The 12,018-nt window shown below is 44.6% G+C and carries 11 protein-coding genes, 1 tRNA gene and 1 pseudogene; 6 read left to right on the top strand and 7 right to left on the bottom strand.

The annotated features are described in order from the left end of the window. Nucleotides 1-159 precede the first annotated feature (159 nt). From JWG45_RS02040 to JWG45_RS02010, 7 genes and pseudogenes are all read right to left on the bottom strand, one after another. A tRNA-Met gene (locus JWG45_RS02040) sits at nt 160-269 on the bottom strand. 60 nt (nt 270-329) lie between these two features. After that, nucleotides 330-854 carry a hypothetical protein gene (locus JWG45_RS02035; RefSeq protein ID WP_408611587.1) on the bottom strand — a complete coding sequence of 175 codons (525 nt, stop codon included), beginning with the start codon at nt 852-854 and terminating at the stop codon, nt 330-332. After that, complete coding sequence (locus tag JWG45_RS02030) at nt 838-1,329, bottom strand: LIC_11959 family protein (RefSeq protein ID WP_232380469.1); 492 nt, start codon at nt 1,327-1,329, stop codon at nt 838-840. The genes JWG45_RS02035 and JWG45_RS02030 overlap by 17 nt, the downstream gene beginning before the upstream one ends. Nucleotides 1,330-1,340: 11 nt before the next feature. Beyond that, nucleotides 1,341-2,651 (bottom strand): HEAT repeat domain-containing protein, encoded by a 1,311-nt coding sequence (locus tag JWG45_RS02025; RefSeq protein WP_205278122.1) that lies wholly within the window; start codon nt 2,649-2,651, stop codon nt 1,341-1,343. Continuing rightward, entirely contained in the window at nt 2,593-3,075 is a 483-nt protein-coding gene (locus JWG45_RS02020; RefSeq protein WP_205276371.1) for a response regulator, read from the bottom strand. The genes JWG45_RS02025 and JWG45_RS02020 overlap by 59 nt, the downstream gene beginning before the upstream one ends. A 114-nt stretch (nt 3,076-3,189) precedes the next feature. Next, the gene (locus JWG45_RS02015; protein ID WP_205278121.1) at nt 3,190-4,455 is read right to left on the bottom strand and encodes a 6-hydroxymethylpterin diphosphokinase MptE-like protein; all 1,266 of its coding nucleotides are present in this window, start codon (nt 4,453-4,455) and stop codon (nt 3,190-3,192) included. Nucleotides 4,456-4,595: 140 nt separating this feature from the next. Then, nucleotides 4,596-5,188 (bottom strand): annotated as a pseudogene (locus tag JWG45_RS02010) (DNA primase). Between the two features lie 196 nt (nt 5,189-5,384). On the opposite strand from JWG45_RS02010, the gene JWG45_RS02005 reads away from it, so the two are divergent. The 6 genes from JWG45_RS02005 to JWG45_RS01980 all read left to right on the top strand — a co-directional run bounded on the left by JWG45_RS02005 (nt 5,385) and on the right by JWG45_RS01980 (nt 12,016). Further along, nucleotides 5,385-6,023, top strand: a complete 639-nt coding sequence (locus JWG45_RS02005; protein WP_205278119.1) for a TlpA family protein disulfide reductase — start codon at nt 5,385-5,387, stop codon at nt 6,021-6,023. Then, complete coding sequence (locus JWG45_RS02000) at nt 6,020-6,703, top strand: type 1 glutamine amidotransferase (protein ID WP_205278118.1); 684 nt, start codon at nt 6,020-6,022, stop codon at nt 6,701-6,703. Before JWG45_RS02005 ends, JWG45_RS02000 begins: the two co-directional genes overlap by 4 nt. 51 nt (nt 6,704-6,754) lie before the next feature. Continuing rightward, nucleotides 6,755-9,481: a preprotein translocase subunit SecA gene (gene secA / locus JWG45_RS01995; RefSeq protein WP_205278117.1), complete on the top strand. Its 2,727-nt coding sequence runs from the start codon at nt 6,755-6,757 to the stop codon at nt 9,479-9,481. A gap of 26 nt (nt 9,482-9,507) precedes the next feature. Further along, the gene (locus JWG45_RS01990) at nt 9,508-9,963 is read left to right on the top strand and encodes a hypothetical protein (protein WP_205278126.1); all 456 of its coding nucleotides are present in this window, start codon (nt 9,508-9,510) and stop codon (nt 9,961-9,963) included. Nucleotides 9,964-10,062: 99 nt separating this feature from the next. Next, nucleotides 10,063-10,431, top strand: a complete 369-nt coding sequence (locus JWG45_RS01985) for a hypothetical protein (RefSeq protein ID WP_205278116.1) — start codon at nt 10,063-10,065, stop codon at nt 10,429-10,431. 157 nt (nt 10,432-10,588) lie between these two features. Then, entirely contained in the window at nt 10,589-12,016 is a 1,428-nt protein-coding gene (locus tag JWG45_RS01980) for a TolC family protein (RefSeq protein ID WP_205278115.1), read from the top strand. The last annotated feature ends 2 nt before the right edge of the window (nt 12,017-12,018 follow it).

Here is a 12,018-nt window from a genome sequence, read left to right as displayed (position 1 = left end):
AACCTTCGACCCGCAGATTATGAGTCTGCCGCTCTAACCAACTGAGCTATAGGCCCGGAGAGTTTCCAGTTTTTCTGGGAAGTCTTGTTCTTCAAGTGAATTTCTACAAGAAGTTGCATTCAGAGGTTTGAATTTAAAAAGAGGAAAGTTTTACTCCATTGGGCCCGGAAGATGGATGCCGATCCGTAGAGAGGCATCCGCTGAGTTTCCTTGAACCTTCGACCCGCAGATTATGAGTCTGCCGCTCTAACCAACTGAGCTATAGGCCCGGAGAGTTTCCAGTTTTTCTGAGAAGACTTCTTCTTCAAGTGAATTTCTTTTGGAAGGATTTAAAAAGAATCTTGAGAAATCGGTTCGAGAAAGTTTTTCGGAGTTTGAAAAAAATCAGAGATCGTTTTGTTCTCAGAATCGAAAGCGAGGTAGATCGAGACGATCTTTTCTTTTTTTTGAAAGAGATAATAACGAACTGTGAGAGGATTTCCAGAAACAATTTCTTTTCTTTCGGCGCCGATCCCGAGCATTCCGCCCAGTTTTGGGCTGGTGAAGTCTTTGGAATTCGGGAACAAATTTTTCAAAAGCGACATTAAAGAATCTTCTCTTAATGGGCCTTCCCATTCTCGAAGGATTAACATCCAAGCCCTGCCTTGAGTTGGAATTACTTTCCAGTGATTTCCGTTCCCGTTTGTTTTGACTTCTCCTTTTTCCGGAAAACGGATTTTCAAAAGATTCAAAACAAAGGGAGTGGATGGAGAGTAATAAGCAAGATTTGGATCCAACGGATCTAAGGCCGGAGTCTCTGAGAAAGACAAAAAACAAAAAACAAAAAGAATCAGACTTTTAGTATATGATTTCATCCAGAGCGAGCTCTCTAAATTCTCCCAGATCATAAACCGGGATCGAGAATCTTCCTTTTTTATCTTCGAGTGTGACTTCGGAGGCTTTTTTAAAAAGTGGAATCGTGGAAACCTGGTAGACGATCATTCCTTCCCATCTTCCTCTCACTTCATAGGCTGCGCCTTCGGCGAGTTTTCGAACCATTCTTGCACGAGACTTGTCGAATTTGTTAATTCTATATTTGTAATATACGGTTTCTCCGTTCCAGTCGTAAAAGACCGCGTAGTTTCCTTTGAGTTCTTGGAAGAATAATTTGATCGTTTCCGGAAAATTGGGAGATTCGGTAGTTAAGGATTCTTTAATGTCTGCGATTCTTTTTTCTTCAAAAGAAATGGAGCTTCGATACGTCGCTGCGGCTCTCTGGACTTCTTGCGCAAAAACGCCGGAGATACAAACAAAAAAGAGGATCAAAACGATCCCCTTTTTGGATTTCAGAATTTTAGAATTCAAATCCCGTCCTCTAACTCTTCCGCTTCTCCTTTTCCTCCCGGAGAAGCGCCTCCAGGGGAAGGTGATCCTCCATCGGAAGGAGCGGTAGAAGTTCCAGGAATTGGGGAAGGATCTCCCGAGCGAATCGGTCTTTCTCGGTTTCCCGCTTTGTATTTTGGAGAATCGGATTCTTTCAGATCGAGATCGTTTCCGGATTCTCCTTTTTTCAATTTCTCTATGGCCATCTTCGCGGCTTTTTTTACTTTTTCACTCGGATCTCTCTGAGCCTTGTATTCTAAAATTTCAAGGACTGACATATCTCCTGTGTCGGTGAGATGTTTGATAGCCCTGAGTCTCACGACCGGATCGTCGTCTCTTGCGTAAGCATACAATTCTTCTAATATATCCTTGTCTCCCATAGAAACAAGAGCGGTGATCGAATGGATTTTCAGAGGCTGATAGTCTTTGACTTCGTTCTTACTTTTGATGTTTCGGATCTTGTCCAATTCTTCCTTGATCGTAGGCATGGAAGAAAGAGCTTTCATCTTTCCTAAGGAACTTACGGAAAAACTTCTTAGAGTAATCGGCTCCTTCGCGTCCTTGTAAATTTCCAGAAGAGCACCTTCCGCTTTTTTATCCTTATTCTTCCCGAAGAAGAGAGCGATTTGAGCGCGGATTTCGGGGTCGTTGAAGTTTTCGTTGAGTCTCGCAAGAAGAAACGTGGAAGCCTCATCCTGAGGAGGAAATTCTCCGAGTGCGTCCAGAACTCCGACGGTGAGATTCGAGTTTTTTGTAAAATCCTGCGTTTTTAGAATCTCAAAAAGAATCGGAGCTCCCTTTTCAAGTTTGAGTTTTTTAGTCGCATAGATCGATTCTCTTTGAATGTCCGGTTGTTCACTTTTTAAAAGTTTAAGAATTTGATCGCTGAACTGCGAAAGTTTGAGATCGGAAACCGTTCGGATCGCGTAGACTTTCATCATCCAATCCGGATCTTTTTCCAAAATTTTTCCGAGCTGGTCTATTAGAACTCCGGAATGTTCGGGAGGGAAGTCCTCCAACTCCCGAAGAGCCATCGCTCTTTCCTTAGTCGTTCCGTACTTCAAAACTTGAAGTAGGATGTCCTTCTTCTTTAGAATTTGTTCTTCGGAAAGTTGTTTTGCGGGTTTGGATTGAGGGGCGGAGAATGTCTTCTGATTCGTAAAACAAATCAAAAGAATCGTTGCAAAAAATGGAATGTACTTCACGAGTTTTCGAACGGTCTTTTTCGAATTATTTCTGGAGTTTGGAATTTTGTTCTTCCAGTTCTTGGATCTTTCTGTTGAGTTCATTGATTAAGTGTTGGTTTTCTAAATTTTGACGGAATTTTTCGATTAGGAATCGAATATCTCCCGTGAGTTCTTCGATATTCCAAGGTTTCTCCACATATCGGCTGAGACCACCGTAATTGATCGCATGAATCGCGGAATCCAGACCGGCTTGACCCGTGAGCATGATCTTGATGGAATCGGGAAGTCTTCTATGAACTTCCTCTAAAAACTGAGATCCTTTCATTCCCGGCATCACCTGATCGGCGATAATCACTTCGATCACGTAACCGGATTGTTGGATCTCTTCCATCAAAGCCAAACCTTCTTCCGCGCTGCTTGCGGTTTCGATTTCGTGGCTTTCTCCAAACTCGTTTCGGAGCTGCTGCTGGATCGTTTCCAATACCGATACTTCATCATCGACACAAATGATATAACCTTTATTCATAATCCCGTTCCCAAATCGGAAAGTCTCTTCAGAAAGAGAATTGCGTCGCTTTCTCTGGAAATGTCAAGAGGTTATATCGATCCCGGCAAGAATTACTAAAAAAGGAAATTCGACTTATCTAAAAACGAATCTCTGGATCCGAGAAGAAAAATAGTTCTTTCCTTGAAATTCCGGATGTGCGATGCAAAATCGAATCCAGTTCGGAATCTGAATTTTCCGAGGATCTTCCAAAATCAAGCCGGAACGAACTTCCTTTTTTTCAGCCTCCGGAAGGTCAGACACAAGTTCGGTTTGAAAAAGTTCCGGCGCTTCCCGTTTCAGAATTTCTAAAACGGAGAATCTTCGGTCCCAAGCGTCCGATTTCTGATAACGAATTCCAAAAAGGGTTTTCTTCCGGGAAAGATGGAGCCGGTCATAGGATTCATAACCCGTGGAACGGCAATGAGTTCGACCGCCGCTTCTCTGAAAGTCCACACCTTTCAAAAACATTCTTCCGTATGCGAGTTGTTTGGCGAAAGAAACCGCGATCCCGGCCATATTCAGGGACGGATTCTCCAGAATCGGAGCTTCGGGAAAGAAGAGGGCGCGTAACGTTTGATCCAAAGGATGAGTGGAAAAGTAGATCCACTTCGGATTCGGAAGATCGAAAAGATGCGCGGAACCGCCGAACCAAGTAACGATCGGAACGTCGGGAGGAAGAATGTTTCGAAAGTGAAATAACGTTCCTCGAGAAGAATCGATGCTCAAAACCATGTCCGGAACGATTCCCGAAGCGACAAGCCAACCCAGAGAAGTGTCGGAAGCAAGAAGATGAAATCGATTTCTGTATTTAAGAATCCAATCGGTTTCTCCTTCCAAAGAAGGACTCGCACCGGTGAAGAGTAATGTCTGGTCCTGGAAAAAATTGTCCTTGGCTCCCGAGATAATTCCGGAAGAATTCAAATTCTTGAATATACTCGAAACGTTTCTGACCTCGTTTCGAATCCAGATTTTTTGAAAGTAATCTTTTGCGGTTTGATTTTGGGAGGTTTGAGAATTCTGTTTGAGGGAATCCAAAAAGTGAACCGTAAGATCCGGGAATTTCCGCGTATAAACCGGATGTAAGAACGGAGTGACTTTGTTTGTGCCTTCTGAAAGCCAGTGAGTGAGGGGATGTTCTAAAAAAGAATCCAAACCGAAGATCATCCGAATTTGGTGTCCTTTTTCGGAATAAGAACGCAGCAGTCGATCAAAGAATTTTTCGGCGATCGGTTTGAGAGAAGAGATCGGTTCTAGGATGAGAAGATGAACCGGTGTTTCCCTTTTGTTGAGATAGGATTCAACGTGATAACCGAGCGCAAATCCAAAGATTAGAATTGTTTCCTTTGGCGATTCCGGCATCGGAATTTGTTCGGAGAGTCTTTCTCCTTCGGATGTGGGATTGAATCTAGAATGAAAAAGGAAACCCGATTGGGTTTCCTCTAAGTTCAGGGTTCCGTTTGGATTGGAAATGAGACGGTAGATAAGCGAAAGACCTCTTATTAGTCCTCTTTTTTCTCGGCTACTTCTTCCTCTTCGTCGTCGTCATCGAGTTTTTCTTCCTCGTCTTCGTCGTCGTCATCTTCATCCTCGTCTTCCTCATCATCCTCGTCCTCTTCTTCTTCCTCATCTTCATCGGCGTCGAGACCGTCTTCGTCTTCGTCACCATCCAAGATCGGGCGAGGAGCTTCTTCTGGGATAAAATCTTCTTCCGTATCTTCTTCTGCGATCGGTGCTTGAGGAGCTTCAAAAAGTCCGTTAAATTTAGAATAGGACGCGTTTGTGATGTTTGCCTCTTGGTCGAGTACGATTCTTTCTTCTTTTGTGAAGTAACCATACTGAACTTCTTCGCTCGCGAGGGCATACATCGCTTGAACGGCTAATTTTCGAGCTTTGATCTTTTTAGGGAGTTCTAATCTTTCGATTCGGTCCAGCGTGTGGAATCCGGCAACGGCTTTTTCATACTTGTTGCGTTTTGCGAGTTCGATGAGAGTTACGATGTCAAATTCAGGATTAAGTTGGTTCATTCGGATTCCCTGGTAGAGTCGAAAGGACGTTCAAAATACCAGGAAATCAAGGGTAGAGTAGTTGTCAAACCCTTATCGTCCTCATTTCAGAGAGAACTCTTTTTTGGGATCCTCAGAAAAAAACTGTAAAATCGATCAAATTATGTCTCATAAGGGTCTTTTTTCGGGACATCCGGCCGGGCCGCCGCCAAGGTTTTGAGCCAACCAGAGGTTCTTGTTTATTCCTTGAATTTAGAGCCGGAACGCTTTCCTTTGGTATTATCCATGAATTCGGAACCAGATTTCCGCCTTTTCTTTCCCCCTTTATCTGGAAGTTATGTAGCATTGATGAACCGATTTGCCCTTTTTATTCTCACCACAGTTTGCCTCTTCCAGTGTGCGCCTTCCGAACAACCCAATTTGGGAGTTCAGAGTTTCCAAGGGGTGACTCTGGAGGGAAAGGAAATCAAACTTTCCGAAGTCACCGCTCCCCGTTTGGTTCTGAACGTTTACGGACCAAATTGTGTCCCTTGTATCAAGGAACTCCCGGCCCTCAACTACCTCTACCAAGAAATGCAAAAGGATCCTAAGATCCAATTCTACATGGCCGTAGATCCCGCTCTTTTTTTCGACGATCCCGAAACCATGACGGAAGAGGACTTGCTTACAAAGGCAAAACCTTTGGTGCAGGAAGAAGCTCGTAAGTTTGGAATTCAAGTTCCGATTCTTCTGATGAAAAAACCGTTTCGTGTGAGTCGATCCAATTCGATCGTTACTGGAACTCCGGAAACACTTCTTTTCAAAACAAAACCTTTCGTTCTCTATTATAATTTTATTGGTCCGATCAGCGAAGAAGCAAATCCAGCCAAACTCTCTACGGATCAGAAAGTTCTCTTTTTCAAAAGGATGGCTGGATCTTCATGAGAAGTTTGATCGTTCGTTTTAAGGACTGCGAAGGTCCAGGAATCCTTTTGGATTCTTTGAAAGAAAGAAATTATAGAATTTCGTATCACAACGCTTATGATACGAGAATTCAACCCATCCCGGACGCGCACCTGATCTTTGATCTGATCATTTTGTTGGGAGGTCCACAATCGGTCGCGGACCCGGCGCTTTTTTCTTTTTTTGAACCTTGGTTCAACTTGGTGCGTTATGCGTCATCGATGCCCAATCGAAAGGTGATCGGAATTTGTCTCGGTTCTCAAATCATAGCAAAAGCTTTAGGTGGAGAAGTGAGTGTGGGAAAGAAGGGACCCGAGGTCGGATTCTCCAACGTGAGCATCCAGGATTCTCATCCGGTTTTGAACGGGACTTCTTCCTTTCCCGCCTTTCATCTTCACGAGGACGTGTTTACGATTCCGAAGGGCGGCAAACATCTTCTCAAAAGCGAGATGTATCCCAATCAGATGTTTTCTGTTCAAGATCGAATTTTTGGGATCCAGTGTCATCTGGAAGTTACGGCTCCTATGCTCCAGGTTTGGCAAGGGGTTCACGCGGATTTTATTCGTTCCGCGGGTTGGGTTCCTGGACCCGATACGGAGTCTTTGAGGTCTCAGATGGAGACGTCAGGACGTAAAATATTCAATGCGATTCTCGATCTATGAAGTTCGGGATTCCACAAGCAACAATTCAATAACGTAATACGGAAAACTGATATGATTCAAAGCATTCTCCGGGTAATCCTTGGAAGCAAATTCGAAAGAGATATAAAAAAACTCATCCCGATCGTTCAGCGGATCAATTCTCTGGAAGATTCGATGAAGGCAATGAGCGATTCAGAACTTTCTTCGCAGACGATCCGTTTTCGAGAGAGACTCGCGAAGGGAGAAACCCTGGACGCCATTCTTCCGGAAGCGTTTGCTACGGTGAGGGAAGCTTCCCTTCGTACAATGGGAATGCGTCACTTCGACGTTCAGATGATGGGCGGGATCGCACTCCACGGCGGCAACATCGCGGAGATGAAAACCGGTGAAGGGAAAACTCTGACTTCGACTCTTTCGGTTTATCTGAACGCGCTCGCTGGGCACGGGGTTCACGTAGTAACCGTGAACGATTATCTCGCAAAACGGGACGCGAACTGGATGAAGCCGATCTATGACTTTCTTGGAATTTCCGTCGGCGTGATTCAACACGATATGGATCACGAACAAAGAAAGATCGCTTATTCCGCGGACATCACATACGGAACCAACAACGAATTCGGTTTTGATTATCTCAGAGACAATATGGTTTCTCACAGGGATCACAAGGTTCAGAGATCTCATTTTTACGCGATCGTGGACGAGGTCGACTCGATTCTGATCGACGAAGCGAGAACTCCACTGATTATATCCGGTTCCTCGGATGAAACCACGGACAAATACGTTCGTATCAATAAGATCATTCCTAAGTTAATCGAAGGCGAAGACTACGAGGTCGATGAAAAGGCGCGTAACGTGCTTCTTTCGGAGAGAGGGGTTTCTCACGTGGAAGAAATTCTCGGGATCGACAACCTTTATGCTCCGGAAAACGTAGACTTGGTTCACCACGTTCATCAGTCTCTCAAAGCCCACAAGATCTTTCAAAAAGACGTGGACTACGTAGTTCAAGGCGGGGAAGTCATCATCGTGGACGAATTCACCGGACGCCTTATGGCGGGAAGGAGATATTCCGACGGTCTTCACCAATCTCTCGAAGCAAAAGAAGGTGTGACGATCGCAAAGGAATCCCAAACCCTCGCCTCGATCACCTTTCAAAATTATTTCAGAATGTATGACAAACTCGCGGGGATGACCGGAACGGCAGACACCGAAGCGGAAGAATTTAGAAAGATCTACAACCTGGACGTCATCGTAATTCCGCCTAACGTGACGGTGAAAAGAAAAGATTTTCCGGACCGGGTTTATCGAACCGAAAAGGAAAAGTTTGAAGCCATCCTCGGAGAAATCCGCGATCTTCAGAGCAACAAACAACCGGTTCTTGTGGGAACGATTTCCATCGAGAAGTCCGAAGTTCTTTCCAGAATGCTTTCCTCCGCTGGAATTCAACACAATGTCTTAAACGCAAAGTTTCACGAAAGAGAAGCCGAGATCGTTGCGAACGCGGGAAAACCGGGAGCGGTCACGATCGCTACGAACATGGCGGGTAGGGGAACGGATATCGTTCTCGGTGGAGCGCAACTCTACAAAGAAAACCTGGAAACCTGGAAAGACGAAGACGATCTCGTTCGCCAATTCAAGGAAGCCATCTTAAAACAAGATCTCGAAAACGCGGAAATCATCGCGCAGAAAATGGATTCTGGCGCGAAACAAAAAAGAGCCTCCGAAATTCTCGGGTCCATCAAAATTTGGAAAAAGAACCACGAAGAAGTTTTGAACGCTGGCGGTCTTCATATCCTCGGAACCGAAAGACACGAAGCAAGACGGATCGACAATCAGCTTCGCGGACGTTCCGGTCGTCAAGGAGATCCGGGTTCCAGCAGATTCTACCTTTCCCTCCAAGACGATCTGATGAGAATCTTCGGTTCGGATCGGATTTCCGGACTGATGAAATGGGCGAACATGCCGGAAGGTCAAGAGATCGAGAGTAAGATGGTGAGTAACGCGATCGCAAGAGCTCAGAAACGAGTCGAAGGTCATAACTTCGATATCAGAAAACATCTTCTTGAATACGACGACGTCATGAACCGTCAGAGAATCGTAATCTACAAAATGAGAAACGAAGTCCTCGAAAACGAAGACATCGCTCCTCTCATTCTCGGGTTTATAGAAGAATCCGTTGAAAATCAAGTCGTCACTCACTGCGAAGGAAGTAATCCTTCCGCTTGGAATCTGGAAACACTCAACGAGTGGTTGGAAGGATTGGACCTCGACGTTACAATCAAAGAAGAAGATTTCAAAAAGACAAAAAATCCTCAGCTTGCTCTTTTTGATACGATCAACGCCGCTGCGAAAAAACGTTACGAAACGAGAACCGAAAGTATCGGAAAGGACATCTGGAAACTCTTGGAAAGAAATATTTTCCTCGATATCCTGGATCATCGCTGGAAAGAACACCTCTATTCTATGGATCATCTCAGAGAAGGGATCTGGACCGTAGGTTATAGCGAAAGAAATCCTCTCGTGGAATACAAACTTCAAGGTTTTAGAATGTTCGACGTCGCGATCGAAAATCTGAAAAACGAAGTCGTCAACTTTCTCTTCCGAGTGGAAGTAACGGAAAATTCTAAACTCCCCGAAGAGAAAAAAGAATATAAAAAAGTAGGTCAGGAAGTGACCGGAGGTTTTCCAACGTTACAAGGTGGAAATCCGAATTCCTCCCGTTCGAATGGATCCACGGTTTCGGTTACCACGAGTTCCGGAGGCGGAACCGAAAGAAAGACAAGCCGGAGAAGAAAGAGGTGAAAACCTCGGCTCGGATTCTTACCTTATTGGCGGGAACGGGACTTCTCTTTTTCTGTGTAACTCCTCCTCCGCCCAAAGGATCGGCAAAACAGATCTTTGCGGATTGTATGGAAACCTTCGAGGACAAGGAGAAATGCGAGAAATTGGTTCTGAAACAACTTCTCGGATCCGGGCAGACGGTCCATCCGGAAACAGGAGTCGTGGAAAACCAAACCTCGATCGAACCTGCGTTGGATCCTGAAATCGAAAAGAATCTTCGGCTTCGTTCCGAAATCAAGGACACGCTCCAGGGTCAAAATCGGATTTTTGTGAAGGAATTTTTGGGAAATCCCGATCAAATCCAATTTAGAACCAACAGCATCGAAGCCTTTCTCTATACGAGGCCGATCAGTCGTTTTAAACCCGGTGCAAAACCGGATCTTGAAATCCGAGTTTTGATGCGAAACGGAACCGTTGTCCGGGTCGAGCACATAGCCCCTTAAGTTTAGTTCGACCGCACAAGCACAATAGATGCCCCGTAATTAAGCAAAATTGCGGAAAAACGTTTGTAGGGCTAGTCCTACCTAAGAAATGTGGATTGAATGCAGGTCCCCTGGCTCAATAAATTTCTGATTCTTGCTCTCGCTGCGGTCATCGTTTTACCCTGCGAAGAAGACGGAACGTTTGATCTCGCATTCGTAGACGTCAAAGGATCGGAGGTTCATTCCTCCCTTGCAAAACGTCTTGTTAAAAAAGAAACCAATGCGCGCTTACAGTGTGAACTTGATTCTCAGGATTTTGTTCTTCCTCTCCGGAGCCGTTACGACTTTTTAGATCTCGTTTTTTCCGATTTTTTCGAACTTTCCAAAACGGAAGTCGAATTCTTTCCAAGAAACTTCTTTGCTCCGAAAACTCTCTACAACTACCTTCTTTCCTCCTTACTCCTCAATCTTCCTCCACCGATCGCTTAATTCGAATATTATAAAATTCTATCGTAAGAATTTTATCCAACGATAGATCTCCGTTTGGTGCGATGCGCTAAGTCGGAAGCGAATGCCCTTTTTAGGCAAGGTTGAATCTTGGAGAACCGTACCTCTTGATCCGTAAACATACAATACTGGAAAACTTATGAAAAAGATTTTCACGCTCTTAATTCTGCTCTCGCTACAACCCATTCTTCCGGAAGAATCCAAAACGACTTCTTCTTCGAATGGCGAACAGCCGAGTCTTGGAATCCCGGCCACTCCTACCCAATCGGAAAGTCCGATTCAATCCGAGACGACCCAGGGAATTCCGATCGAGTTCAGTTTGGATTTGAAAACGGCGGAGGAAAAGCTCTGGAAAAACAATCTTCTTTTGCTCGCTTCCCGTTTTAACATCGACGCTCGCAAAGCAGGAATCGAACAAGCCGGTCTTTACGCAAACCCGAACATCTTTATCGATCAGAGTATTTTTGCGGAACCGACTCAGAGATACTTCGATTTCACTCGTTCCGGACAAACCGTGGTTCAGATCCAGCAGTTGTTTTTGCTCGGCGGTAAGATCGGAAAGAGGGTTCGTGTCGCGGAACTAAACGCTCGTATGAGCGAACAAGAATTCTACGATCTCGCACGCGGTCTCGTCACCAAACTGAGAAAACTTTTTTATGCGATCTATTACTATCGTCAGGCGATCACTTTTTACGATCAAAGTTTGGAAGCCCTTGGCAGAACCGTTTCCTCCGCCGAAATGGGTTACAAAAGAAGAGCGATCTTACAAGCGGAAGTACTTCGTCTCAAGGCCCTTTATTTCTTTCTCAAAAAGGAAAGAGAAGATTTGAATATTCGAATTTTGGAAAGGGAAGCCGACCTTAGAGTTTTGTTAAACGACGATTCTTTGAGAAGTTCGGACGTGAAAATCGTTCCCCGAATCAACGAAGAACATCTGGATTTTTTGGAACCAGCGAAGTTAAAACGGGACGAACTTCTCGAAGTCGCAAGAAACAAAAGACCCGATCTCAAAAAAGCGATTCAGGCTCTTCGTTACGAAGAAGCCAACTTGGATTTGCAACACGCAAACGCGATTCCCGATCTCGCCTTCGGTCCGATGTACAACCGGGGTGGAACCGCCTTTCAAAACTATTGGGGAGTCACGGCTCAGTTGAACATTCCCATCTTTGATAGAAATCAGGGAAACATCAAAGCATCGGAAAAAGCGATTCTTTCCAAAAAGCAGGAACTCAAAAACACTCTTTTGGAAGTGGAAAATGAAGTCGCAGTTTCCATTGAGACCGCGAGGGTTAAAGACAATCTTTACAGAAAATTCAGAAACACCTACACCAAGGAATATCTGGATCTTTCGAAAGATATGATTCTTAGTTATGAAAAACGTTATATTACGATTTTGGAATTTGCCGATTTTTTTGAAACTTATCGTTCCAGCGTCGTAGAAATGCTAAAATTGCAAACGGATCGTATGGACGCGATCGAGGGAATTAACTTCTCGGTCGGTCAGGGAATTCTTATCCCGAAACTGGCGGAACCAGTACCCGTAACGAATCCAAAGAAGGAAGACTGATC

Source organism: Leptospira ainlahdjerensis (assembly GCF_016919175.1).
GTDB lineage: Bacteria > Spirochaetota > Leptospiria > Leptospirales > Leptospiraceae > Leptospira > Leptospira ainlahdjerensis.
This window is presented reverse-complemented; position numbering and strand designations above follow the sequence as displayed.

Bases quoted from the DNA above. Each gene is read 5' to 3' on its own strand.
- JWG45_RS01985 (WP_205278116.1), top strand. From the start codon at position 10,063: ATGCAGGTCCCCTGGCTCAATAAATTTCTGATTCTTGCTCTCGCTGCG.
- JWG45_RS01980 (WP_205278115.1), top strand. From the start codon at position 10,589: ATGAAAAAGATTTTCACGCTCTTAATTCTGCTCTCGCTACAACCCATT.
- JWG45_RS02015 (WP_205278121.1), bottom strand. From the start codon at position 4,455: ATGCCGGAATCGCCAAAGGAAACAATTCTAATCTTTGGATTTGCGCTC.
- JWG45_RS02005 (WP_205278119.1), top strand. From the start codon at position 5,385: ATGAATTCGGAACCAGATTTCCGCCTTTTCTTTCCCCCTTTATCTGGA.
- JWG45_RS02025 (WP_205278122.1), bottom strand. From the start codon at position 2,651: ATGAACTCAACAGAAAGATCCAAGAACTGGAAGAACAAAATTCCAAAC.
- JWG45_RS02020 (WP_205276371.1), bottom strand. From the start codon at position 3,075: ATGAATAAAGGTTATATCATTTGTGTCGATGATGAAGTATCGGTATTG.
- JWG45_RS02035 (WP_408611587.1), bottom strand. From the start codon at position 854: ATGAAATCATATACTAAAAGTCTGATTCTTTTTGTTTTTTGTTTTTTG.
- secA (WP_205278117.1), top strand. From the start codon at position 6,755: ATGATTCAAAGCATTCTCCGGGTAATCCTTGGAAGCAAATTCGAAAGA.
- JWG45_RS02000 (WP_205278118.1), top strand. From the start codon at position 6,020: ATGAGAAGTTTGATCGTTCGTTTTAAGGACTGCGAAGGTCCAGGAATC.